Consider the following 25,687-nt stretch of genomic DNA (forward strand, 5'->3'; position numbering starts at 1 on the left):
TCTTTAAGGAATTTATACATTAACATGGCTAGCTTTTTGAAATTGTCATTGTTACAATTTAATTAGAAATATAAGAATAATGGGGGATGTGTTGTGAATAGCCGCAAGTGGGTACGACTATTTTTTACGACGTTGTTTCTTGGTGGGATTAGCACAGTCTTTATTGGTTTTGTTTTAGAGTGGGACAAGTACGCTAAATTTTTTCAAAATTTCGACGGAAAAGAGATTTTAGCAATTTCCTTTTGGTTGATGGGCGTAGGATTTATTTTTAGTGTTATAAGTCAAATGGGGTTCTTTGCGTATTTAACGATCCATCGTTTTGGATTAGGGATGTTTCGGTCATCTTCTTTATGGAATACAGTGCAACTGTTCTTTATTGCGTTCGTATTATTTGATTTCGTTTATTTAAGGTCAGTACTTGTTGCAAATGGGGAAGTTTCATTAGGGAATAACATACTTGTTGCTGGGATGTTATTTGTGTTTGGGGCAATTGTCGCTTATATAAAGAGTAAAGAAACGAATAAAAAAGCATTTGTTCCCGCTCTGTTCTTTATGGTTGTTGTAACAATTCTTGAATGGGTACCAGCGCTCCGGATTAATGATACAGATTGGTTATATTTAATGGTGATACCACTTTTATTATGTAATTCATATCAGTTACTTGTATTGCATCGTTTAATTGGACAAAAGAGTAAGTCAGCTTAATGAGGAGAGTGGATTTTTAATTATCCAGATTCTTATCGTCTGTAAATGCTAGGATAAAAAAGCTCTGCTATCTTAACAAAAGATAGCAGAGCTTTTTATGTGTGAAGGACCGTGTAGAAAGGAACTACTTAATATCTTCACTTTTTGTACTTGTGTTGGAAATAAGTTGTGATACAGAGGTTTGTTCATATCCGTCGCTCTTTAATTTTTGTAAGAGTAATGGTAAAGCCTTATTTGTTTGAAGGGCAGAATCAGAAGCATGTAATAAGACGATATCTCCGCCCTTTAAATTGCTAGAGACTGTGGAAATGATTTTATTTACGCCGGGATTTTTCCAGTCATTTGAATTGTTACTCCAATGAACGATGGTGTATCCGAGTGATTCCGCTATTTTAAGAGTTGTTTTGTTAAAATCGCCACTAGGTGGACGTAATAGCTTGACTTGTTTTACGCCAAGTTTCGTAAAAACATCTTGTGCCCGCAAAAGATCTCGTCGTATTTCATTTGCTTCTAGTGAAGTGTAGGATGTGTAATTATAGCCCATACTACCAATCTCATGTCCATCTTTCATGATGCGTTCGACAATATCAGGGTGTCTTTCAGCCCATGCAGCAGAGAGAAAGAAGGTTGCATTCTTAATTTCTCTTTCTTTGAGTGTATTAAGGATTGGAATAGCTTTTTTGTCCCCCCAGCTAATGTCAAACGTGAATGCAACTTGTTTTTTTGCAGTGTCCCCTTTGTAAATCACTTTAGGGCCAGTAGCAGTTGAAAAAGCAGATTCATGTGAATATGTTTTTAAAAAGAGTAGCCATGCTGTAAATAAGGAAAGTACGACTATTAAGCTAATGTGTTTAAATGTTCTTTTACTCGTAATAAAAAAGAAAAACATAATATTACGCCCCTTTGTCCAATCCTTTTCAGTTACATATATGCTTTAAATTAAAAAAAGAGAACAAGGGATTAATATCGTAAGTGGTGGATATAATGAGTGATAGAATTTTGTTTTTTGATGATACAGTATTGATAATTGAAAATGAGTGGGGCGTTTATCGGTACACGTAAGGAGTTATTGGGGTGATAATTTGCTTGGGATTATGTTGACGAAGGAAGAGAGAAAAGAAATTGAATACATACTGAAGAGAGAGTTAGAGGAACTTTTATTTGATTTTGAAGATGAGCGTATACATAGCGTTGTAAAAAAGGCGATGGAAGAAAGGTATAAAATCATTTTTTGTTTATTTCGGAGAGTTGCTAATAGGGAAGAATGTATTCGTTATGTAAGAAAAAGAATTTTTTATTAAAAAGTGTTGACGCTAAGAGTAAGGATATGATAAATTAATAAACGTCGCTGATGCAGAAACGCAGAAAACGACAAAAAATAAATTAAAAAACTTAGTTGACATCGAAAAATGAAGATGTTAACATAAGGAAGTCGCAAATGAGCGACTAAGTAGTTCTTTGAAAACTGAACGAAACAAACAACGTGAACGTCAATTTTTATTTTTAGATGCTAGACAAACTAACTTTATTGGAGAGTTTGATCCTGGCTCAGGATGAACGCTGGCGGCGTGCCTAATACATGCAAGTCGAGCGAATGGATTAAGAGCTTGCTCTTATGAAGTTAGCGGCGGACGGGTGAGTAACACGTGGGTAACCTACCCATAAGACTGGGATAACTCCGGGAAACCGGGGCTAATACCGGATAATATTTTGAACTGCATAGTTCGAAATTGAAAGGCGGCTTCGGCTGTCACTTATGGATGGACCCGCGTCGCATTAGCTAGTTGGTGAGGTAACGGCTCACCAAGGCGACGATGCGTAGCCGACCTGAGAGGGTGATCGGCCACACTGGGACTGAGACACGGCCCAGACTCCTACGGGAGGCAGCAGTAGGGAATCTTCCGCAATGGACGAAAGTCTGACGGAGCAACGCCGCGTGAGTGATGAAGGCTTTCGGGTCGTAAAACTCTGTTGTTAGGGAAGAACAAGTGCTAGTTGAATAAGCTGGCACCTTGACGGTACCTAACCAGAAAGCCACGGCTAACTACGTGCCAGCAGCCGCGGTAATACGTAGGTGGCAAGCGTTATCCGGAATTATTGGGCGTAAAGCGCGCGCAGGTGGTTTCTTAAGTCTGATGTGAAAGCCCACGGCTCAACCGTGGAGGGTCATTGGAAACTGGGAGACTTGAGTGCAGAAGAGGAAAGTGGAATTCCATGTGTAGCGGTGAAATGCGTAGAGATATGGAGGAACACCAGTGGCGAAGGCGACTTTCTGGTCTGTAACTGACACTGAGGCGCGAAAGCGTGGGGAGCAAACAGGATTAGATACCCTGGTAGTCCACGCCGTAAACGATGAGTGCTAAGTGTTAGAGGGTTTCCGCCCTTTAGTGCTGAAGTTAACGCATTAAGCACTCCGCCTGGGGAGTACGGCCGCAAGGCTGAAACTCAAAGGAATTGACGGGGGCCCGCACAAGCGGTGGAGCATGTGGTTTAATTCGAAGCAACGCGAAGAACCTTACCAGGTCTTGACATCCTCTGAAAACTCTAGAGATAGAGCTTCTCCTTCGGGAGCAGAGTGACAGGTGGTGCATGGTTGTCGTCAGCTCGTGTCGTGAGATGTTGGGTTAAGTCCCGCAACGAGCGCAACCCTTGATCTTAGTTGCCATCATTAAGTTGGGCACTCTAAGGTGACTGCCGGTGACAAACCGGAGGAAGGTGGGGATGACGTCAAATCATCATGCCCCTTATGACCTGGGCTACACACGTGCTACAATGGACGGTACAAAGAGCTGCAAGACCGCGAGGTGGAGCTAATCTCATAAAACCGTTCTCAGTTCGGATTGTAGGCTGCAACTCGCCTACATGAAGCTGGAATCGCTAGTAATCGCGGATCAGCATGCCGCGGTGAATACGTTCCCGGGCCTTGTACACACCGCCCGTCACACCACGAGAGTTTGTAACACCCGAAGTCGGTGGGGTAACCTTTATGGAGCCAGCCGCCTAAGGTGGGACAGATGATTGGGGTGAAGTCGTAACAAGGTAGCCGTATCGGAAGGTGCGGCTGGATCACCTCCTTTCTATGGAGAATTGATGAACGCAGTTCATCAATAAACGTTGACTTGTTTTGTTTCGTTCAGTTTTGAGAGAACTATCTCTCAAGTTTAAATGTATGTTCTTTGAAAACTAGATAACAGTGTAGCTCATATTTTTTTAATTTTAGTTTGGTTAAGTTAGAAAGGGCGCACGGTGGATGCCTTGACACTAGGAGTCGATGAAGGACGGGACTAACGCCGATATGCTTCGGGGAGCTGTAAGTAAGCTTTGATCCGAAGATTTCCGAATGGGGAAACCCACTATACGTAATGGTATGGTATCCTTACCTGAATACATAGGGTATGGAAGACAGACCCAGGGAACTGAAACATCTAAGTACCTGGAGGAAGAGAAAGCAAATGCGATTTCCTGAGTAGCGGCGAGCGAAACGGAATCTAGCCCAAACCAAGAGGCTTGCCTCTTGGGGTTGTAGGACATTCTATACGGAGTTACAAAGGAACGAGGTAGACGAAGCGACCTGGAAAGGTCCGTCACAGAGGGTAATAACCCCGTAGTCGAAACTTCGTTCTCTCTTGAATGTATCCTGAGTACGGCGGAACACGTGAAATTCCGTCGGAATCTGGGAGGACCATCTCCCAAGGCTAAATACTCCCTAGTGATCGATAGTGAACCAGTACCGTGAGGGAAAGGTGAAAAGCACCCCGGAAGGGGAGTGAAAGAGATCCTGAAACCGTGTGCCTACAAATAGTCAGAGCCCGTTAATGGGTGATGGCGTGCCTTTTGTAGAATGAACCGGCGAGTTACGATCCCGTGCGAGGTTAAGCTGAAGAGGCGGAGCCGCAGCGAAAGCGAGTCTGAATAGGGCGTTTAGTACGTGGTCGTAGACCCGAAACCAGGTGATCTACCCATGTCCAGGGTGAAGTTCAGGTAACACTGAATGGAGGCCCGAACCCACGCACGTTGAAAAGTGCGGGGATGAGGTGTGGGTAGCGGAGAAATTCCAATCGAACCTGGAGATAGCTGGTTCTCCCCGAAATAGCTTTAGGGCTAGCCTTAAGTGTAAGAGTCTTGGAGGTAGAGCACTGATTGAACTAGGGGTCCTCATCGGATTACCGAATTCAGTCAAACTCCGAATGCCAATGACTTATCCTTAGGAGTCAGACTGCGAGTGATAAGATCCGTAGTCAAGAGGGAAACAGCCCAGATCGCCAGCTAAGGTCCCAAAGTGTGTATTAAGTGGAAAAGGATGTGGAGTTGCTTAGACAACTAGGATGTTGGCTCAGAAGCAGCCACCATTTAAAGAGTGCGTAATAGCTCACTAGTCGAGTGACTCTGCGCCGAAAATGTACCGGGGCTAAATACACCACCGAAGCTGCGAATTGATACCAATGGTATCAGTGGTAGGGGAGCGTTCTAAGTGCAGTGAAGTCAGACCGGAAGGACTGGTGGAGCGCTTAGAAGTGAGAATGCCGGTATGAGTAGCGAAAGACGGGTGAGAATCCCGTCCACCGAATGCCTAAGGTTTCCTGAGGAAGGCTCGTCCGCTCAGGGTTAGTCAGGACCTAAGCCGAGGCCGACAGGCGTAGGCGATGGACAACAGGTTGATATTCCTGTACCACCTCTTTATCGTTTGAGCAATGGAGGGACGCAGAAGGATAGAAGAAGCGTGCGATTGGTTGTGCACGTCCAAGCAGTTAGGCTGATAAGTAGGCAAATCCGCTTATCGTGAAGGCTGAGCTGTGATGGGGAAGCTCCTTATGGAGCGAAGTCTTTGATTCCCCGCTGCCAAGAAAAGCTTCTAGCGAGATAAAAGGTGCCTGTACCGCAAACCGACACAGGTAGGCGAGGAGAGAATCCTAAGGTGTGCGAGAGAACTCTGGTTAAGGAACTCGGCAAAATGACCCCGTAACTTCGGGAGAAGGGGTGCTTTCTTAACGGAAAGCCGCAGTGAATAGGCCCAAGCGACTGTTTAGCAAAAACACAGGTCTCTGCGAAGCCGTAAGGCGAAGTATAGGGGCTGACACCTGCCCGGTGCTGGAAGGTTAAGGAGAGGGGTTAGCGTAAGCGAAGCTCTGAACTGAAGCCCCAGTAAACGGCGGCCGTAACTATAACGGTCCTAAGGTAGCGAAATTCCTTGTCGGGTAAGTTCCGACCCGCACGAAAGGTGTAACGATTTGGGCACTGTCTCAACCAGAGACTCGGTGAAATTATAGTACCTGTGAAGATGCAGGTTACCCGCGACAGGACGGAAAGACCCCGTGGAGCTTTACTGTAGCCTGATATTGAATTTTGGTACAGTTTGTACAGGATAGGCGGGAGCCATTGAAACCGGAGCGCTAGCTTCGGTGGAGGCGCTGGTGGGATACCGCCCTGACTGTATTGAAATTCTAACCTACGGGTCTTATCGACCCGGGAGACAGTGTCAGGTGGGCAGTTTGACTGGGGCGGTCGCCTCCTAAAGTGTAACGGAGGCGCCCAAAGGTTCCCTCAGAATGGTTGGAAATCATTCGTAGAGTGCAAAGGCATAAGGGAGCTTGACTGCGAGACCTACAAGTCGAGCAGGGACGAAAGTCGGGCTTAGTGATCCGGTGGTTCCGCATGGAAGGGCCATCGCTCAACGGATAAAAGCTACCCCGGGGATAACAGGCTTATCTCCCCCAAGAGTCCACATCGACGGGGAGGTTTGGCACCTCGATGTCGGCTCATCGCATCCTGGGGCTGTAGTCGGTCCCAAGGGTTGGGCTGTTCGCCCATTAAAGCGGTACGCGAGCTGGGTTCAGAACGTCGTGAGACAGTTCGGTCCCTATCCGTCGTGGGCGCAGGAAATTTGAGAGGAGCTGTCCTTAGTACGAGAGGACCGGGATGGACGCACCGCTGGTGTACCAGTTGTTCTGCCAAGGGCATAGCTGGGTAGCTATGTGCGGAAGGGATAAGTGCTGAAAGCATCTAAGCATGAAGCCCCCCTCAAGATGAGATTTCCCATAGCGTAAGCTAGTAAGATCCCTGAAAGATGATCAGGTTGATAGGTTCGAGGTGGAAGCATGGTGACATGTGGAGCTGACGAATACTAATAGATCGAGGACTTAACCATATAATATGAAGCTAATGTTATCTAGTTTTGAAGGAATATATATTTAAAATTCCTTTGGACATTCTCAAAAGAATGTGTATAATGATAAAAGTCTGGTAATGATGGCAGAGAGGTCACACCCGTTCCCATACCGAACACGGAAGTTAAGCTCTCTAGCGCCGATGGTAGTTGGGACCTTGTCCCTGTGAGAGTAGGACGTTGCCAGGCTTATATTATTCCGCAGTAGCTCAGCGGTAGAGCTATCGGCTGTTAACCGATCGGTCGTAGGTTCGATTCCTACCTGCGGAGCCATTATGCTTCCATAGCTCAGCTGGTAGAGTACTTCCATGGTAAGGAAGAGGTCACCGGTTCAAGCCCGGTTGGAAGCTTGGGAAAAGTTTTTATTTTTTTGGCCCGTTGGTCAAGTGGTTAAGACACCGCCCTTTCACGGCGGTAACACGGGTTCGAATCCCGTACGGGTCACCACTTTTGGAGGATTAGCTCAGCTGGGAGAGCACCTGCCTTACAAGCAGGGGGTCGGCGGTTCGATCCCGTCATCCTCCACCATATATTTTTAAATGTCGGAGGGGTAGCGAAGTGGCTAAACGCGGCGGACTGTAAATCCGCTCCTTTGGGTTCGGCAGTTCGAATCTGCCCCCCTCCACCATTTTCTTTAAAATAACCTGAGAGGGTTTATTTTTTTGAAAAGATAACCATACTAGTAAATATTAATGGGCTATAGCCAAGCGGTAAGGCAACGGACTTTGACTCCGTCATGCGCTGGTTCGAATCCAGCTAGCCCAGCCATTTACGAGCCATTAGCTCAGTTGGTAGAGCATCTGACTTTTAATCAGAGGGTCGAAGGTTCGAATCCTTCATGGCTCACCATTTTCGCGGAAGTAGTTCAGTGGTAGAATACAACCTTGCCAAGGTTGGGGGCGCGGGTTCGAATCCCGTCTTCCGCTTAATTACTAAGGGGCCTTAGCTCAGCTGGGAGAGCGCCTGCCTTGCACGCAGGAGGTCAGCGGTTCGATCCCGCTAGGCTCCATATAAATAGGAAAAGCTTACATCAAATGATGTAAGCTTTTTTTGTGTTTAAATTCCACTCAAAAAGGAAACTTTTCCGTATATCGTTTAAAATGAAAAAAGGGATTGAATAAGGGGGGATAATTATGAAAGTTGTCATTGCATCGGATTCATATAAAGAAAGCCTGAAAGCTATAGAGGTATGTGAAGCTATTGAAAGGGGCTTTGCAGCAGTTTTTCCTAAAGCAGAGTACGTTAAAGTACCAATTGGAGATGGAGGTGAAGGAACGGTCGAATCTCTTGTTGGTGCTACAATGGGGGGAATTATATCACTTAATGTGACAGGGCCGCTTGGGGAGAGTGTGCAAGCCTATTATGGTATGTCTAAGGATAAGGAGACAGCATTTATTGAAATGGCGGCAGCATCAGGATTACAACACGTTCCAATTGAAAAGAGAAACCCACTTATTACAACGACAAAAGGGACAGGTGAACTGATATTACATGCATTAGATCAAGGAGCTAAACACATTATTTTAGGGCTTGGAGGAAGTGCTACAAATGATGGTGGGGCAGGTATGTTGTCTGCTTTAGGCGTAGAGTTTATTAATAGGAAAGGTGAAGTAATTGAGCCCTCTGGAGGAACATTACATTTGATTACTGCTCTTAACCTTTCTCGTATGGATACACGTTTGAAGGATATAAAGCTAGAAGCAGCATGTGATGTCGACAATCCATTAGTTGGACCAAAGGGAGCATCTTTTGTATTTGGGAGACAAAAGGGTGCGAATGTAGAGATGATGAAAGAGCTAGACGGGAATTTAAAACATTATGCTAATATACTTAAACAGTACGTATCTTTTGATGTGTCCCTAATACCTGGTGCAGGGGCAGCTGGAGGAATGGGAGCCGCTGTCGTTGCAGTATTAAAGGGACAGCTAAGAAAAGGGATTGAAATTGTATTAGATTATATAAATTTTGATAAGTGTATAGAGGGTGCCGATCTTATTGTAACTGGTGAGGGAAGGATAGATGAACAAACAGCTTATGGAAAAGCTCCTGTTGGTGTCGCGAAGCGGGCGAAATGTCGTCATATTCCTGTAATTGCTATTGGTGGATCTGTATCCTCGAATTATACGACTGTTTACGAAAAGGGAATTGATGCAGTGTTTAGTATTACGGCTAGCCCAATGACATTAGAAGAAGCATATAAAGCGGCAGAAGAGAATATCGAAATGACAGCAAAAAATATTGCAGCAGTGTGGAAACTAGCATCAGAAAAACGCTTCTAAGTGTAGAAGTGTTTTTTAAATTCAGTTATTTGAGGATATTTTGTGTAATTCTAGGTATTGATGGAGAAAGGCACGGATAAAAATATTAGCTGATAGAAAAGTTAGTTGGTTCATTAAGTTAACTTTATACATAGAATAGTTTAAAAATCGGGAATCCAACGTAAATATAAGTGAATAAAATGTATATCCATGCAGAAAAATGTCGAGTTGAGTCAGACTATATAAAAGATTTAAAATATTTAGTGAAGGCATAAAAGGGGGATACTATCTATGAAAAAAGAAATCTCAGTTATTGGAGTTCCAATGGATTTAGGACAGATGCGTCGCGGGGTTGATATGGGACCAAGCGCGATCCGTTATGCAGGGGTAGTTGAAAGAATTGAACAAATTGGATATGACGTAAAAGATATGGGAGATATATGTATAGAGAGAGAAAAAGAAGTAGATGAAAATACAAAGTTACGAAACCTTACTCAAGTTGCAACTGTATGTAATGAACTAGCGACTAAGGTTGATCATATTATAGAAGAAGGCCGTTTTCCACTTGTATTAGGCGGTGATCATAGTATTGCTATTGGTACGCTAGCTGGTGTGGCGAAACATTATAAAAATTTAGGTGTTATTTGGTATGATGCACACGGTGATTTAAATACAGAAGAAACATCACCATCTGGAAATATTCACGGTATGTCACTTGCTGCAAGTTTAGGTTATGGACATTCTTCACTTGTAGATTTATACGGGGCATACCCGAAAGTAAAAAAAGAGAACGTTGTAATTATAGGTGCACGTGCATTAGATGAAGGGGAAAAAGACTTTATTCGTAATGAAGGCATTAAAGTATTTTCAATGCATGAAATTGATCGTATGGGTATGACGGCTGTTATGGAAGAAACAATTGCTTACTTATCTCATACTGACGGTGTTCATTTATCATTAGATTTAGATGGTCTTGATCCTCATGATGCACCAGGAGTTGGGACGCCTGTAATTGGTGGTTTATCGTATCGTGAAAGCCACCTAGCGATGGAAATGTTAGCAGAAGCTGATATTGTTACATCTGCTGAATTTGTTGAAGTAAATACGATTTTAGATGAGAGAAATAGAACAGCAACAACAGCGGTTGCTTTAATGGGTTCTTTATTCGGTGAAAAACTAAAATAAATGTAAGAAAAGCAACTGAGAAGTTGCTTTTTTTATTTGAAAATAGGCGTATAATAATGACTTATATTATACTGTAGGATAAGAAAGTTTGACATCTTACCAATTTAAGCTAAAGGGGGGGCGTTTGTAATTGTCGTTTGGTTCATGTATGGTATAATTAACTAGTTGTTGGAAATACATACAGATAGAGCATAAAATAATATTTCAATATATGGATAGAATTGCTCGTAAGTAGGAGGAAGGGTTAGCATGCCTTTTGAAGATACGACCATTTTGAAATATCTTAGTACGGCATTAGATATTGCTGTTGTATGGTTTATTATATATAAGCTAATTCTTATAATTCGGGGCACGAAAGCGGTGCAACTTTTAAAAGGTATTACAGTTATTATTGTCGTCCGGATGATTAGTATTTTACTTGAATTGCATACGCTATATTGGCTAACGGAACAAGTATTAACGTGGGGATTTTTAGCCGTTATTATTATTTTCCAGCCAGAATTGAGAAGAGCACTTGAGCAGCTAGGACGGGGTAGCTTATTTTCGCGTGTGGGAAATCAGGGGGAAGATGAACCTGAAATTGTTGCAACAGCGATAGCTAAAGCAACGGAATATATGGGAAAACGTAGAATTGGTGCACTAATTACTTTGTCAAAAGAGACTGGGATGGATGATTATGTAGAAACGGGTATTCCGCTAAATGCAAATGTATCATCGGAATTACTCATTAATATTTTTATCCCTAATACCCCTCTTCATGATGGAGCAGTAATTATGCAGGGAAGTACAATTAAAGCAGCAGCATGTTACCTTCCTTTATCAGAAAGCCCATTTATTTCTAAGGAGTTAGGAACTAGGCATCGCGCTGCAATGGGAGTTAGTGAAGTCACCGATAGTATTACAGTAGTTGTGTCGGAAGAAACAGGCCAAATTTCTTTAACGAAAAACGGTGAGTTACATCGTGATTTGAAGACAGAACAGCTAAAGGATATGTTGTTAGCTGAATTCAGTGGGAACGAAAAAACGACTTCTTCGTCTTTATGGAATTGGAGGAGAAAGCGTCATGGATAAGTTAATGGAGAATCATTGGTTTTTAAAAGGAATCTCATTACTATTGGCGTGTATGCTTTTTATGTCAGCAACTTTAACTGAAAAAAATACGACAGCGAATATACTGCCTTTCGTAAATGATGCGAAAGAAACATTAACTAATCATGCTATTAACCTTAAGTATGATGAAGAGAAGTATATTGTAAGTGGTATTCCATCAGAGGGAGTTAAGGTGAAGTTAGAAGGTCCAAAAGCAGCGGTTGCTGCAACAAAAAACAAAAGACAATTTGATATACCAGTTGATTTGGAAGGTCAACCAAAAGGAACGTATGAAGTTTCTTTAAAAGCGAACGGGCTTCCAGATGATGTGAAGGGGACAGTTCAGCCAGCAACAATTAAAGTCACTCTTCATGAAAAAGCAAAAAAGTATGTTCATGTAGATTTAAAATTATCAAATGAAGACCAGATGCCAGCAGGTGCTACCATTGAGAAATCAAGTATTAAGCCTGACACTGTTGAAGTAGTTGGAACAAAAGAAGAAATAGAAAGTATTTCATCTGCTAAGGCATATATAGATTTAAAAGGTGTTAATAAAACAGTTACAAAAACAGCAGACGTTACATTATACAATAAAGAAGGAAAACGTTTAAATGTAAAAACAAGTCCATCTAAAATAAGTGTAACGGTGAATGTAGCGACACAAGCTACAGCAAATAATGTCGAAAAAACAGTTCCTTTAACATATTCGAAAAAAGGGAATTTACCAGAAGGTTTAGCTGTTACAAATATTAGTGTTGAACCAAAAGAAGTAACGATAGCAGGTCCAAAAGACATTTTGGATAATATACAATCTATAGAGGGGGTCGAGGTAGATCTTAGTCAATTGACGGATTCTACAACATTCGATGCCTCTGTTTTATTGCCAAAAGGTGTAACAAGTGCAAAACCAAATCAAGTGAAGGTTTTCATAGGGGTACAAAAGGTAAAACAAACGAAAAGTAAAACTATTGATGGTATCCCGATTCAAAAAAGTGGAATTCCGAATGATGTTACTGCGCAGCTACTTTCGCCACAAGATGGAAAGATAAGCGTTGATATTTCAGGAGAAGCAAGTATAGTAGATAAAATAACAGTTGCTCAAATAACAGCGGCGATTAATCTGCAAAATGTATCTCCGGGGACGAAGGATGTTTCTATTCAAGTGAGTGGTCCTGGTAATATTTCGATAGAAGCAAAACAAAAAAGTGCTAAAGTCACAATTGTGAAGAAAGAAAAGCCGGATAAAGAAGTACAGGGTAATATTGAACAACCAGATTCAAAAAACAATCAAGAAAATCAAACTGAAAAACCAAAAAATCCTGAACCAGATCCAGAAAAGGATCAGGAAAAAGATAAAGAAAAAGAAAAAGAAAAAGAAAATGGCCAAGAACCAAGCCAAGAACCAACAGTAGATAATCAAAAAGAGCACGAAAAAGGAGCGAATAATAATGGGTAAATATTTTGGTACAGACGGAGTACGTGGGGTTGCAAATAAGGAATTAACACCTGAATTAGCTTTTAAAATAGGACGTTTTGGCGGCTATGTATTAACAAAAGATACAGATCGTCCAAAAGTAATTATTGGCCGTGATACACGTGTATCTGGACATATGCTAGAAGGAGCTTTAGTAGCAGGCCTATTATCAACTGGAGCGGAAGTAATGCGCCTTGGTGTTATTTCTACACCAGGTGTGGCTTATTTAACAAAAGCTTTAGGGGCGCAAGCAGGTGTTATGATCTCTGCATCTCATAACCCAGTACAAGATAATGGAATTAAGTTCTTCGGTTCAGATGGATTTAAATTAACAGATGAGCAAGAAGCAGAAATTGAAGCGTTATTAGACAAAGAAGTTGATGAGCTACCACGTCCAACAGGTACTAACCTTGGACAAGTGAGTGATTACTTTGAAGGTGGACAAAAATATTTACAATACATTAAACAAACTGTAGAGGAAGATTTCTCTGGTTTACATATTGCTTTAGATTGTGCACATGGTGCTACATCTTCTTTAGCTCCATATTTATTTGCAGATTTAGAAGCTGATATTTCAACAATGGGAACTTCACCGAACGGTATGAATATTAACGCTGGAGTAGGTTCTACGCATCCAGAAGTGTTAGCTGAATTAGTAAAAGAAAAAGGTGCTGACATTGGTCTTGCTTTTGATGGTGACGGAGACCGTTTAATCGCAGTAGACGAAAAAGGAAACATCGTTGATGGCGATCAAATTATGTTTATTTGCGCGAAGTATATGAAAGAAACTGGTCAATTGAAACATAATACAGTTGTTTCAACAGTTATGAGTAACTTAGGTTTCTACAAAGCGCTTGAAGCAAACGGTATTACAAGTGATAAAACAGCAGTTGGTGATCGCTACGTAATGGAAGAGATGAAACGTGGTGGATATAACCTGGGCGGAGAACAATCAGGTCATATTATCTTACTTGATTACATTACAACTGGTGATGGAATGTTAAGTGCACTTCAACTTGTAAACATCATGAAAATGACGAAAAAGCCATTATCTGAGCTTGCAGGTGAGATGACAAAATTCCCACAATTACTAGTAAACGTTCGTGTAACAGATAAAAAACTAGCATTAGAAAATGAGAAAATTAAAGAAATTATTCGTGTTGTAGAGGAAGAAATGAATGGAGACGGTCGTATTCTTGTTCGTCCATCTGGAACAGAACCACTTATTCGTGTAATGGCAGAAGCACCGACACAAGAAATTTGTGATGGGTATGTACATCGTATTGTAGAAGTTGTGAAAGCTGAAGTTGGCGTTGAATAATTAGCTGGTTTTATTTAAAAGGAGCACAAAAAGTGCTCCTTTTTCATATGTTTTATAGACAATGAAAAAAATTTCATTGACGATTTATATTGTTTGTTATACGATGGTCTTGTTCTTTTTCTCAAAGGAAATATTGTAAATTATAAAAGCGCCAGAACTACAAGTAGTGTAGTTGACGAGGTGGAGTTTATCGAGATTTCGGCGGATGACTCCCGGTTGTTCATCACAACCGCAATCTTTTACTTAAAACATTAAGGTGACTTAGTGGACAAAGGTGAAAGTGTGATGAGAGAAAAGGAACGGATGAATACTAGCTGTATAAGTATATACGGACTTTAACCCAATCGAGAGGAAGGTGAAAGCCGTTACAAGCTTACAGGGCTAGCAATATGTAATCCGTTTTTTTAATATAAATAAATGGTATCGGACTATGTCGTTACATGTTCGCAAAGCAGTGTAAGCATTTGTAACGGCGACTAAACATGTGTGGAATCGTAGGATTTATTGGAGAGCAAGATGCAAAGGAAATTTTATTAAAAGGTTTAGAAAAGCTAGAATATCGCGGATATGATTCAGCAGGTATTGCAGTACAAGCAGAGAACGGTGTTGTTGTATACAAAGAAAAAGGCCGTATTGCAAAACTTCGCGAAGTCGTAGAAGAGAACGTAGCAGCAAGCGTGGGAATCGGTCACACACGCTGGGCTACACACGGTGTTCCAAGCAAACTAAACGCGCATCCGCATCAAAGTACATCAAAACGCTTTACACTAGTTCATAACGGTGTAATTGAAAACTATGAGTTAGTGAAAAAGGAATATTTACAAGATGTAACGTTCGTAAGTGAAACAGATACAGAAATTATCGTGCAACTTATGGAACAACAAGTGAGCACAGGACTAAGTGTAGAAGAAGCGTTCCGTAATACGCTATCTCTTTTACATGGCTCTTATGCAATCGGATTACTTGATGCTGAAAATCCAAACATGATTTATGTTGCTAAAAACAAAAGCCCGCTATTAGTAGGTGCTGGTGATAACTTTAATGTTATTGCAAGCGACGCTATGGCGATGTTACAAGTTACAGATCAATTTATCGAGTTAATGGATAAAGAAATGGTAATCGTAACAAAAGAAAGCATTACAATTAAAAACTTACAAGGTGAAACGATTGAACGTGCACCGTTTACAGCGGAATTAGACGCAAGTGATATTGAAAAAGGAACGTATCCTCATTTCATGCTAAAAGAAATCGACGAGCAACCACTTGTAATCCGTAATATTATTCAAAAGTACCAAGATGAAAATGGGGAAATTGAATTAGATCAAGATATCCGTAACGCAATTTTAGATAGCGATCGCATTTACATCATTGCATGTGGAACAAGTTATCATGCAGGTCTTGTTGGAAAGCAATTCATTGAGAAATTTGCGAAAGTACCAGTTGAAGTACATGTAGCAAGTGAATTCTCTTACAACATGCCATTATTAACAGAAAGACCATTCTTCATTTACATTTCACAAAGTGGTGAAACAGCTGATAGCCGTGCAGTACTTGTGCAAACAAATGAAATGGGTCATAAAGCATTAACAATTACAAACGTACCTGGTTCTACGCTTTCTCGTGAAGCTGATTATACACTTCCGTTATATGCGGGACCAGAAATCGCAGTTGCATCGACGAAAGCATACACAGCACAGCTTGCAGTACTTTCAATCTTAGCGGCTGACATTGCAAAAGCAAAAGGTGAGGTTCTTGATTTCGATTTAACACATGAATTAGGACTTGTAGCAAATGCAATGGTAGTACTTTGTGATCAAAAAGAAGAGATGGACGCATTAGCAAAACAATTTTTAGCAACAACGCGTAACTGCTTCTTCATCGGACGTAGCGTAGACTTCTTCGTAGGTTTAGAAGGTGCGTTAAAACTAAAAGAAATCTCTTACATCCAGGCAGAAGGATTTGCTGGAGGAGAATTAAAACACGGTACAATTGCCTTAATCGAAAACGGTACACCAGTTATCGCACTTGCTACACAAGAGCACGTAAACCTTGGAATTCGTGGTAACGTGAAAGAAGTAGTAGCACGCGGAGCTAACCCATGTATCATCTCAATGAAAGGCTTAGAAATGGAAGGTGACAGCTTCGTATTACCAGCTGTACACGAAGCACTAGCACCGCTAGTAGCAGTTATTCCATTCCAACTTATCTCATACTACGCAGCGCTTCACCGCGAATGTGACGTTGATAAGCCACGTAACTTAGCTAAGTCTGTTACTGTTGAGTAGGAGATTGGTAGAGTAACTAGATTATTGTAAATTTAAAATAAAGTCACGACGTTTATAAAAAAGTTGTGAAGCTTTGCCCCTTTGGATATGATTATCTAAAGGGGCATTTTTGTGTCGAAAAAAAGAACATCTAAAATCGATAAGTGGATTAAAGAGGGGCAAGGAACTGGCAGTGGGAGAGATTATCAGCCTTGTCTTGAAATTCAAGATGATCCCTCATTAGATCGGTCAGTGGGATTTGAAAAGTATAAAAACCGGCAGACAGCATGAGGTTTTATCGGATTTGGGACGGAACCACTTTTATTTAACTGAATTTTCTGTTGTTATTTCAGATATTCGTTGATGGAAAAAAACACTGATTAAAGTTTCACTTTATTGAACAAATTAGATTACTAGACATTACAAGGGGGTTTATTAATGAAGGTGAAAGAAAAAACATATTTAAGTATAGAAGAGATTATTTCATTACCAACCTTATCAGGTGCAAATATAAGTGATGACGGCAAAAACGTAGCATTTGTTAAGAAGACAGCTAACTGGAAAGACAATACATATAGGAATCATGTATGGATATATGAAAAAGATAAGAAGCAGAGTTACCTATTAACAACTGGGGATATAGATAGTATACACCCATTATGGTCCCCAGATTCTAGGGATATCGCATACCTTAGCCCAGTTGGTGACGGAGATAATAAGAAAAATCAAATCTTTGTTAAGTCAATAGATGGTTATAGTGAGTTACAAATTACTGATGAGAAAGAAGGGGTCAGTACATTCAAATGGGAGCCTACTGGTAAAGGTTTTTATTATGTTGCACAGTCAAAAGAATGTGAGGAAATAAAGAAACGTAAGGAACTATATGGGGATTTTCAACATATAGGTAAGGAACATCAGAATAATTGTTTATATTACATTGAAATAGAAAAAGTGATACAAAATGATAAAGAGGAACGCGAGATTAGCAGTGTTTATCAATTAACTGATGGTAAGGATTTTCATATCCATGAATTTGATATTTCAAATGATGGGAAAAAGGCTGTATTTATGGCTACACCAAGCTCAAATATGGGAGATTATATGAATGGTGATCTATACATATTAGATATTGAAGCTGGAGAACTACAAAAGATGAATATAGATAAGTTGTTGGGAGGGAGCGTTTGCTTTTCTCCTGAAGGCAGCAAAATATGCTACTCAGCAAGCGTAAGAGAGAAGGATTACTATAGAAATCATATACAAGAAAGTACATTAGAGATATATGATATGAATACTGGAGAGGTAACTCAGCCTCTAACAAACTTTGATAGTACGGTTATGCCATTACAGTGGACAGATAAGGGGATTTTAATTAAATGGCAGGATAAAACTAACTATCGTATTGGATTGCTATGTGAGGATGGCACTGTGGAAATGTTAAGTGACAAAGTAGATGGCTTTATAATGGATGCTTCTATAACAAGGGATGGAAATCATATATCCTATAGTAAGGCTATAACAAATGAAACCTTTGAAATCTATTTAGACGATAAAAAAATAACGGATGAAAATAGTTTTTTTAAAGGGAAGCTGAAAAGTAACAGGGAAATAATCTCATGGCAAAGTAGTGATGGTCTTGAAATAGAGGGTGTTTTATCAACCCCAGTAGATTTTGATGCCAACAAGAAATATCCTTTATTAGTAGTAATCCATGGTGGACCAGCTTGGGCATCTTTTCCGATATTCTCAGACTGTTTTAATGAGAAATATCCGATTGAGCAGTTTATCGAAAAAGGCTTTATAGTTTTAGAGCCAAACAATAGAGGAAGTTCTGGCTATGGTAATGAGTTCTTAAAAGCCAACTATAGAAAACAGGGAATTGCTGACTACGAGGATGTTATATCTGGAGTGGATAAACTAGTTGAGCAAGGGATTGCAGATAAAGATAGAGTAGGGGTTATGGGATGGAGCAACGGGGGATATATATCAGCTTTCTGTTCTACATTTAGTAATAGATTTAAGGCTATTTCAGTTGGAGGTGGAATTACTAACTGGAGTACCCATTATGTGAATACAGATATACCTTACTTTATTAGAATGTATTTAGGAAATACTCTATGGAATGATCCAGAGATATATACGAAAACATCACCAATGACGTATATTAAATCAGCCTGTACGCCTACCTTAATCCAACATGGCGAAAAGGATGTAAGGATTCCAACTTCCAATGCATATGAGCTATATCAAGGGTTAAGGGATATGGAAGTTGATACAGAATTAATTATTTTTAAAGGAATGGCATATAGTTCTGATCAGCCAGGAATTAATGTGGCTATTATGAAGCAGAATTTGATGTGGTTTTCACACTATATTCTTGGAGAAAGTATGAAAGGTTTTAGGGTTTTATAATGGCTTGTTTTAGTCTTTAAGCTTTTTAGGTGCTTGAAATAAAGTCGTACACATTTATCCGGTTATATATGATTGAGTTTAACATCTCGGATAAGGCAAACTGTGAAATATTTTGGTGTAAATGAGAAAAGAGCCTGAATGTAGGCTCTTTCCTTATTTATATTTAAAAGATGAACTATTCTTATGCAGTTTTACTTAATTTATATGCTTCACGGTTATTTTTTTTGAAAAGTTTTGGGAAAACATAACCATCTAATCCAATACGTCCAGCATTATGTCCTGCAACTAAAATGAACATAGTTAAAATAAGTAGGTTTGGGTTTACACTAACAGTTCCGCTTAATAAAAATGAAAGGTTCATTATGATGCCGAAAAATGCAGCTGTTTTTGTTAATCCACCTAAAATCAAACCTAGACCTACTAAAATTTCTCCCCATTGAACTAAAAAGCTAAATAGGTCTGCGTTTGGAAGAACAAAATGTTGAAGAAAATCTGCCCACCAACCTTGTACTGCAGGGTGGTCACCTGATGCTTGAGCGATAGCTCCTTTTAGAAAACCACTTGCATCAAAAGACTGTCCAAAAACTTTTCCTATTCCAGCAGCGAGCCATGCATATCCTATGTAAAGTCGTAAAAATAATAATATGAAAGTAGCGCGTTTATCAGTTCTTAAAAAATTGATAACCATTGAAATCCCTCCAATGTATTGTATTTACATGTTTATTATATATCCATTGTGAATAAATTCACAATGGATAAAGTGTGAACAAAAATTATGATTTTTCATTTGTACATAAAGTATTTGGAAATATATTGTTTGGAGGATGAATAATACATGAAGGGAGCTCTCCACTAAAATAGGTTGCTCCCATAGTAAACAGATTCATGTACGTTCTTTTAACTAGCTACTATTAGTTTATCTTGTCTTTTCATTATTATTTCTCTGGTTTTATATAAGGAACAACTTGTGCAGTAGCCCCTACAGAAGCACCGCGAATAAAGTCTTGGTTTTCTAATTCCTTAAAGTTTTCCGTTTTTCCTGTTAGCATAACCCCTAAGATTTTCACTTGATCGAATGGTTTGTTTTCGTTTGATTTTAAAAATTTTTGAATGTCCTTGTCATACCCATCATTATATTGTTTAAGGGAATCAAAGAACCTTTTGTACGATTCTTCGGGAGGGGTTCCTGGCTCAAATCCGTAAACTGGCATACCAGCAGGGCCTCCGCTCTCATCTCTAATAGGTGAGACCATATATAGCCATACGATATTTAAGCTATCCGGTATTTTTGTTTGAATTTCTTTTAATGTATAAGGTTGATCGAAAGAGATAGCGACTTCCGCAACATAGTTTTCCATTTTGGAAACTGCACTTAATTCATTTTTGACTCCATCGTAATATTCCTTGATGGCCGGATTATAAAATGTAGCAACTTTATTTTTCGTTTGTTTATCGTAATTATAAGACTCTTTATTAGATCTACCCCAATGAGTTCCTGGTATTAACTCATTGTAATCGATGTTAGAGCGAAACCAATCGTAAGGGCTTGTCAGTGTATTCCATCGCACTACGTAACCATTAATGTTTTTAGAACGATTGGATGTGATATTGCCGCCAAACATAGATGAACTACTCGTTACTTGAGAATCAATTTGTATATTCGGTTCTGCAATTGCGTTATGTAAAAAGAGTTTTTCGTGAAGCTTCGTAGAGCTTTTTGCTGCGAAGTAATTGCCAACTTTATAAAATATAGGGATAAGTATGATTACAACGATAATAGAGGTAATAATATTTTTAAATAACTGTTTTCTTTTAGCTTTTTTTAATGCATCTTTTAAAGAAGTATCCATTAAGATTGTCCTCCTACTTTAGAATGAATTGTCTTACGTGCGCGATGTAATTTTTGTTTGACGCTGTTTACTTGAATATCTAGTATTAGAGCGATTTCTTCATATGTAAAATCGTAATAATATTTTAAAAAGAAGGCCTCTTTATATTCTAGTTTTATATCTTTTAATAAATAGAAAATCTCATCTTTATTTAAAACGACATCCAATTCACGGTCTGTATATTGTAGTTTTGAATAAATCTCCTCAGTTAAGTAGATGTTTTGCTGTTCTTTTTTTCTCTTTAAGTCAATGTATTCGTTTAGTGCGACTCTGAAAAACCATGGACGTATGTTACTCTCGGTTAGATCATCTAGCAATGTGTATACTTTATAGAAGGTATTTTGGATGATGTCTTCTGCATCTTCTTTTATAGCCCCTTTCGCTAATAGTAGTTTGAACACTTCCTCTCCTAAATTGATAAGATAGGAGGTCAATATATTTTCTTTTCCCATCACTTTTCCTCCCTACACTTATACAACGGATAGGTAATGATAAATGTATACACTTAAATTAAAATTTTGTTCTTTATACAAATAGAAAAGGCATATAACAATCATATGTTATATGCCTTTTCTATTATATGTTTAGTAATCTATTTAGGTAATGTAAATTTAGCTTTTTTACCCTGTGAAATATCTTTTGCTTCTTTATTTCTCATAGGTCCTAACTCAATCTCGAAGCTTTTGTCTTTCAAAATCTTTTCATACTGCTCTTGGTCTAAAATATATACTTGCAGCAATTCTCCAGATGCTCCAGTTTTAACTGCAGCGTTATAGTCGTAATTTAATAGCATACCTTCATTAATCGTATATTGTGTACCATCATTCACTCTTAATGTAGAGCTTATAGGAGATAGTGAAACGTCTTGAGCATCTTTGTTATCAAGCTTGAATTTTACTGTTAACAGAACAAGACCGTTTTTAAAATTTGCAAAGCGTGGAGCTTCGACGGAATTTGGTGTGAATTGAGTGAATTGGTATCCGTCTAATGTAACATTAACAGCGCCTAATTCTTGGCTGTTATTAATACTTGATTTCTCTTTTAACATTTTTTTATCGCCCATGTTATTAGCTGTAGCTTTATCTTGGTAGAAAGTGTTATCTGTTGCAACCTTTTCAGCACCTTGTTTGTTTAAACTTAATGAAAAGCTTCCAGGACTTCCGATTGGAGCATCAAATTTTCCTTTATTAGCTTGTGCAGTTGGGACTGTGACTGAGACCGTTGAGAGATTTGAAATTTTTGCTAGATCATCTTTTCCGAATGGATAAGCGATATAACCAGAAATAGTTTCTCCTGCTTTTACTAAGTAATCATTCGTTGGAGCAAGCTTAGTTGGTAGCTGATCTTCTGTTGGAATTAAATCTCTATAGTTACTATATGCTTTCTGAGCACCAGTAAATGACATGTCCAATGCTGGCATATAATAAATATCTTTAGCTGAACTATTTTTTACGCTGTAGTTCACAAGAATAACTCCGCCCTCTGTTTGACGATTAAACGGAATGTCGAAGTTTGTATGGAATCCACTTAATTCAACTAATGTATAACCATTCATTGTTACTGAAACATCTTCAGCTTTATACACTTGTGGTTCCTTATTTTCAAAAAGAACTTTTGTTTTACCACCTGTTTCTTTTTCCATATAGGAAATCAGCTTAGAGTAATCGCTTGAGCTAGTAGCTGTATTTTCAGGCTTTTTATCTTCAGCTTTTTTATCTTCGGATTTTTTTTCTTCAGGTTTATTTTCTTTCGTTGTATCCGTTTTTTCTGTTTTGTTTTCTTGCGTTACATCTTCTTTTTGTTCTTTATTTGTCGTATCGCTTTGACCACAGCCAGTTATTACAAAAGCTGCTACGATTAGTGTAGAAAATAAAGAAAGTAATTTTTTTGACATGTTTCTTCCCCCTATTTGTTTAAAACCAGTTGGGTCTGTATAATCAGACCCTTTATATCTCTCACATTAGCCCCACGTTTTATTATAAGAAAGTGAACCAGTATTTACCAGTGTTTTTCTGATTGTTTTTATTATTTTGATATCTTAATGGTTATTTTTAATAGAAACATATTTAAAGCTTATATAGGTAATTACAATATTTTTCCGTCAAAAGAGAGAGAAGATTATCTTTTCTATTTTAAATATTGAATCTTTTTGTTAGAGTAAATAATAGAGATATATTGAAAGGGGACAAAGACTCGATATGTGGATGAACTTGTAATGATTAGAAATTAGATAGATGAATTTTTCTCTCATAAGTGAGGGTTTATTTAGCTAACTGTAAATCATTCAAGGACTGCATATTTAGTTTGTACATCCCTTTTGTAAGGATAGATGCCTATTTTATGTATCTGTCTTTTTTGTGGGAAAGTTTATATCTCCTATATAAAATATGCGTCCTTTAAACTTGGAGGAGTATAAGATGAATCAATTGAAAAATAAAGTAGCTGTTGTTACAGGTGTTAGTCGTCTAGACGGTATAGGAGCAGCTATTTGCACGGAGTTAGCAGAGGCTGGATACGATATATTTTTTACGTATTGGACAGAATACGATAAAGAGATGCCTTGGGGCGTTGATAAAAATGAACAAATACAATTAAAAGAAAAGTTGATACAAAACGGTGTCAAAGTATCGAGCATGGAGTTAGATCTAACTCAGAATGATGCATCAAATCAGCTTATAAATAAAGTTACTGAACAATTAGGGTACCCTCATATATTAATTAATAATGCAGCATATTCTACAAATAATGATTTCTCTAATTTGACTGCTGAAGAACTAGATAAGCACTACATGGTAAATGTTCGTGCGACTACATTGTTAAGTAGTCAATTTGCCCAAGGTTTTGATAAGAAATCTGGTGGTAGAATTGTGAATATGACGTCGGGACAATTTAAAGGACCTATGGCAGGAGAATTAGCGTATGCAACAACGAAGGGAGCAATTGACGCTCTTACTAGTACGTTGTCAGCGGAAGTGGCCCATTTAGGGATAACAGTGAATGCAATTAATCCAGGTCCAACTAGTACAGGATGGATGACTGAGGAGATAAAGCAAGGATTAAGACCGATGTTTCCTTTCGGCAGAATTGGTGAGCCAAAGGATGCAGCAAGGCTTATTAAGTTTTTAGTGAGCGAAGAAGCCGAATGGATTACAGGGCAAGTTATTCATTCAGAAGGTGGATTTAAGAGATAATTTTATAATTAAAAAGAAGGTATCTCATTTCAATGAGATACCTTCTTTTTAATCTTTCTTCAATCTTCGTGCAACACCATTCCCTAAAGACTGTAATCCTTGAACGAGGATAATCAAAATAAAGACGGTTGCATACATTACTTCAGGTTCGTAGCGTAAATGTCCGAATCGATATGCTAAATCACCAAGGCCGCCAGCACCGACAAGTCCAGCCATTGCTGTTGCACCGATTAAGCCGATCGTTGCGATTGTTAATCCAAGTACGAGAGACGGGCGAGCTTCTTTAACCATAACGTGCCAAATGATTTTTAAAGTAGAGACTCCCATTGCTTGATATGCTTCAATGACACCGCGATCCACTTCTAATAAAGCAGTTTCCATTAAACGGGCAATGTAAGGGGCTGTGAAGACAACAAGTGGTACGATAACACCTTGCACGCCAATGGACGTTCCCATTAGAAACTTTGTAAAAGGTAAAATGAAGAATAATAGAATGATAAACGGAAGAGAACGAATGATATTAATAACCGTATTAAGAATAGGATAGATAATTTTATTTTCTCGCTGTCCACCAGGTCTCGTTAAAACAAGTGTGACACCGAGTGGTAATGCAATAAGAATAGAGATAAGTAGTGAAATAGATGTCATTTGAAATGTTTGAATTGTTGCTTCCCATATTACGTTACCCCACTCATCCAAAAAGGACTTGTTTCCCATAATCTGTTCTACCTCCTTCTACGATGATCCCTTGTTCTTGTAAAAATGATAAGGCACGGTGTACTTCACTTTTTTCACCTTGCATATGAACGATCAGTTTTCCATATGCCTCATGTTTTAACTGTGTAATATTGCCTGATAAAATATTAGGATATACGTGGAAACGTTTTGTAGCGACAGCTAACGCTGGTTCTCCTGAAGCGGTTCCTATAAATGAAAGTGTTACGATTTCCCCGGTGCTTTGTAGTTCTTTCTGTACCTCTTCTGGAATTTTAGCTGCAAACGCGCTATTTACAAATTTCTTCGTTGTTACATGTTGTGGATTTGTAAAAATGTCCTTCACTGTTCCACTTTCAACGACAGATCCATGTTCCATTACAGCAACTTGGTCACAAATACGCTGGATGACATTCATTTCGTGTGTAATTAGCAAAATCGTAATTCCGATTTCTTCGTTGATCTTTAATAATAAATCAAGAATAGAATCAGTCGTTTCCGGATCTAATGCGCTCGTTGCTTCATCACTTAATAAAACTTCAGGCTCATGAGATAGTGCGCGAGCGATCGCTACACGTTGTTTTTGACCACCAGATAATTCACTTGGATAGGCATCTTTTTTATTAAAGAGATCAACAATGCGTAAATACTTTTCTACCCTTTTTTCAATTTCATTTTTGGGAAGACCAGATAGACGTAAGGGTAGTGCGATATTTTCATAAACGGTAACGGTTTTAAGTAAATTGAATCCTTGAAAAATCATGCCGATCTTTTTTCTCGCCTTTGCGAGTTCTTTTGTCGATAAGGTTGTTAACTCTTGTTCATTTACAATGATATCTCCTGTCGTTGGTTTTTCTAATAAATTTACACAACGGATTAATGTACTTTTACCAGCGCCACTATATCCGATGATTCCAAATACTTCGCCCTTTTTTACTTTAAGGGAAGTTGATTTAAGAGCCTCAACATTCCCTTTTTTTGTTGTAAATACTTTGGAGACGTTTTTTAATTCAATCATTATA

General features: G+C 39.0%; 17 protein-coding genes, 9 tRNA genes, 3 rRNA genes and 1 pseudogene. 23 read left to right on the forward strand and 7 right to left on the reverse strand.

Annotated features, from left to right (window positions below; translation table 11 throughout):
* The first annotated feature begins 93 nt into the window (after positions 1 to 93).
* Positions 94 to 705 (forward strand): KinB signaling pathway activation protein KbaA, encoded by a 612-nt coding sequence (gene kbaA / locus MHH66_RS00865; protein WP_002124701.1) that lies wholly within the window; start codon positions 94 to 96, stop codon positions 703 to 705.
* Positions 706 to 829: 124 nt separating this feature from the next.
* Here the strand turns inward: kbaA and pdaB are convergent, their stop codons facing one another.
* On the reverse strand, positions 830 to 1,594 hold the full coding sequence (gene pdaB, locus MHH66_RS00870; RefSeq protein WP_002029332.1) for a polysaccharide deacetylase family sporulation protein PdaB: 765 nt from the start codon (positions 1,592 to 1,594) through the stop codon (positions 830 to 832).
* A gap of 193 nt (positions 1,595 to 1,787) precedes the next feature.
* Between pdaB and MHH66_RS00875 the strand changes: the two genes are divergently transcribed.
* The 21 genes and pseudogenes from MHH66_RS00875 (at position 1,788) to MHH66_RS00975 (ending at position 18,871) form a co-directional block, all read left to right on the forward strand.
* Positions 1,788 to 2,006 carry a hypothetical protein gene (locus tag MHH66_RS00875; RefSeq protein WP_044441818.1) on the forward strand — a complete coding sequence of 73 codons (219 nt, stop codon included), beginning with the start codon at positions 1,788 to 1,790 and terminating at the stop codon, positions 2,004 to 2,006.
* Positions 2,007 to 2,230: 224 nt separating this feature from the next.
* Positions 2,231 to 3,782, forward strand: a 16S ribosomal RNA gene (locus tag MHH66_RS00880).
* A 146-nt stretch (positions 3,783 to 3,928) separates the two neighbouring features.
* A 23S ribosomal RNA gene (locus tag MHH66_RS00885) occupies positions 3,929 to 6,850 on the forward strand.
* Between the two features lie 91 nt (positions 6,851 to 6,941).
* Positions 6,942 to 7,057 (forward strand): 5S ribosomal RNA (rrf, locus tag MHH66_RS00890).
* The 16S, 23S and 5S rRNA genes sit together here with 9 tRNA genes alongside, the layout of an rRNA operon.
* A 9-nt stretch (positions 7,058 to 7,066) precedes the next feature.
* Positions 7,067 to 7,141: transfer RNA gene (locus MHH66_RS00895), tRNA-Asn, on the forward strand.
* 4 nt (positions 7,142 to 7,145) lie between these two features.
* A tRNA-Thr gene (locus MHH66_RS00900) sits at positions 7,146 to 7,218 on the forward strand.
* A 22-nt stretch (positions 7,219 to 7,240) separates the two neighbouring features.
* A tRNA-Glu gene (locus MHH66_RS00905) sits at positions 7,241 to 7,315 on the forward strand.
* 5 nt (positions 7,316 to 7,320) lie between these two features.
* A tRNA-Val gene (locus tag MHH66_RS00910) sits at positions 7,321 to 7,396 on the forward strand.
* 16 nt (positions 7,397 to 7,412) lie between these two features.
* Positions 7,413 to 7,496: transfer RNA gene (locus MHH66_RS00915), tRNA-Tyr, on the forward strand.
* Between the two features lie 65 nt (positions 7,497 to 7,561).
* A tRNA-Gln gene (locus tag MHH66_RS00920) sits at positions 7,562 to 7,636 on the forward strand.
* 5 nt (positions 7,637 to 7,641) lie between these two features.
* Positions 7,642 to 7,717: transfer RNA gene (locus MHH66_RS00925), tRNA-Lys, on the forward strand.
* 5 nt (positions 7,718 to 7,722) lie between these two features.
* Positions 7,723 to 7,794, forward strand: a tRNA-Gly gene (locus tag MHH66_RS00930).
* Between the two features lie 10 nt (positions 7,795 to 7,804).
* Positions 7,805 to 7,877: transfer RNA gene (locus MHH66_RS00935), tRNA-Ala, on the forward strand.
* A gap of 124 nt (positions 7,878 to 8,001) precedes the next feature.
* Entirely contained in the window at positions 8,002 to 9,147 is a 1,146-nt protein-coding gene (locus MHH66_RS00940) for a glycerate kinase (RefSeq protein ID WP_078185454.1), read from the forward strand.
* Positions 9,148 to 9,417: 270 nt separating this feature from the next.
* Positions 9,418 to 10,311 (forward strand): arginase, encoded by an 894-nt coding sequence (gene rocF / locus MHH66_RS00945; RefSeq protein ID WP_002009861.1) that lies wholly within the window; start codon positions 9,418 to 9,420, stop codon positions 10,309 to 10,311.
* Positions 10,312 to 10,560: 249 nt separating this feature from the next.
* The gene (gene cdaA, locus MHH66_RS00950) at positions 10,561 to 11,382 is read left to right on the forward strand and encodes a diadenylate cyclase CdaA (RefSeq protein ID WP_002091475.1); all 822 of its coding nucleotides are present in this window, start codon (positions 10,561 to 10,563) and stop codon (positions 11,380 to 11,382) included.
* A complete protein-coding gene (locus MHH66_RS00955) occupies positions 11,375 to 12,856 on the forward strand; it encodes a CdaR family protein (RefSeq protein ID WP_078185455.1) in 1,482 nt (493 codons plus the stop codon). Before cdaA ends, MHH66_RS00955 begins: the two co-directional genes overlap by 8 nt.
* Complete coding sequence (glmM, locus tag MHH66_RS00960) at positions 12,849 to 14,195, forward strand: phosphoglucosamine mutase (protein WP_002091472.1); 1,347 nt, start codon at positions 12,849 to 12,851, stop codon at positions 14,193 to 14,195. Before MHH66_RS00955 ends, glmM begins: the two co-directional genes overlap by 8 nt.
* 285 nt (positions 14,196 to 14,480) lie before the next feature.
* A pseudogene (locus tag MHH66_RS28515) lies at positions 14,481 to 14,665 on the forward strand (hypothetical protein).
* A 12-nt stretch (positions 14,666 to 14,677) separates the two neighbouring features.
* A complete protein-coding gene (glmS, locus tag MHH66_RS00965) occupies positions 14,678 to 16,480 on the forward strand; it encodes a glutamine--fructose-6-phosphate transaminase (isomerizing) (protein ID WP_063218217.1) in 1,803 nt (600 codons plus the stop codon).
* Between the two features lie 417 nt (positions 16,481 to 16,897).
* A complete protein-coding gene (locus MHH66_RS00975) occupies positions 16,898 to 18,871 on the forward strand; it encodes a S9 family peptidase (protein ID WP_063218216.1) in 1,974 nt (657 codons plus the stop codon).
* 181 nt (positions 18,872 to 19,052) lie between these two features.
* Here the strand turns inward: MHH66_RS00975 and MHH66_RS00980 are convergent, their stop codons facing one another.
* The 4 genes from MHH66_RS00980 to MHH66_RS00995 all read right to left on the reverse strand — a co-directional run bounded on the left by MHH66_RS00980 (position 19,053) and on the right by MHH66_RS00995 (position 22,654).
* Positions 19,053 to 19,559 carry a DoxX family membrane protein gene (locus tag MHH66_RS00980; protein WP_002029373.1) on the reverse strand — a complete coding sequence of 169 codons (507 nt, stop codon included), beginning with the start codon at positions 19,557 to 19,559 and terminating at the stop codon, positions 19,053 to 19,055.
* Positions 19,560 to 19,806: 247 nt separating this feature from the next.
* On the reverse strand, positions 19,807 to 20,721 hold the full coding sequence (locus MHH66_RS00985; RefSeq protein ID WP_063218215.1) for a sigma factor regulator N-terminal domain-containing protein: 915 nt from the start codon (positions 20,719 to 20,721) through the stop codon (positions 19,807 to 19,809).
* On the reverse strand, positions 20,721 to 21,212 hold the full coding sequence (locus tag MHH66_RS00990; RefSeq protein ID WP_063218214.1) for an RNA polymerase sigma factor: 492 nt from the start codon (positions 21,210 to 21,212) through the stop codon (positions 20,721 to 20,723). Before MHH66_RS00990 ends, MHH66_RS00985 begins: the two co-directional genes overlap by 1 nt.
* 140 nt (positions 21,213 to 21,352) lie before the next feature.
* Positions 21,353 to 22,654 carry a DUF5068 domain-containing protein gene (locus tag MHH66_RS00995; RefSeq protein WP_063218213.1) on the reverse strand — a complete coding sequence of 434 codons (1,302 nt, stop codon included), beginning with the start codon at positions 22,652 to 22,654 and terminating at the stop codon, positions 21,353 to 21,355.
* Positions 22,655 to 23,147: 493 nt separating this feature from the next.
* On the opposite strand from MHH66_RS00995, the gene MHH66_RS01000 reads away from it, so the two are divergent.
* The gene (locus tag MHH66_RS01000; protein ID WP_078185456.1) at positions 23,148 to 23,951 is read left to right on the forward strand and encodes an SDR family oxidoreductase; all 804 of its coding nucleotides are present in this window, start codon (positions 23,148 to 23,150) and stop codon (positions 23,949 to 23,951) included.
* 48 nt (positions 23,952 to 23,999) lie between these two features.
* On the opposite strand, the gene MHH66_RS01005 is transcribed toward MHH66_RS01000, so the two are convergent.
* Both MHH66_RS01005 and MHH66_RS01010 read right to left on the reverse strand, forming a co-directional pair.
* The gene (locus MHH66_RS01005; protein ID WP_002124718.1) at positions 24,000 to 24,668 is read right to left on the reverse strand and encodes a methionine ABC transporter permease; all 669 of its coding nucleotides are present in this window, start codon (positions 24,666 to 24,668) and stop codon (positions 24,000 to 24,002) included.
* Positions 24,643 to 25,683, reverse strand: coding sequence for a methionine ABC transporter ATP-binding protein (locus tag MHH66_RS01010; protein ID WP_002187533.1), 1,041 nt, complete (start codon positions 25,681 to 25,683; stop codon positions 24,643 to 24,645). The genes MHH66_RS01005 and MHH66_RS01010 overlap by 26 nt, the downstream gene beginning before the upstream one ends.
* Positions 25,684 to 25,687 lie beyond the last annotated feature (4 nt).

It is taken from the genome of Bacillus sp. FSL H8-0492, assembly GCF_038006145.1.
GTDB classification, from domain to species: domain Bacteria; phylum Bacillota; class Bacilli; order Bacillales; family Bacillaceae_G; genus Bacillus_A; species Bacillus_A mycoides.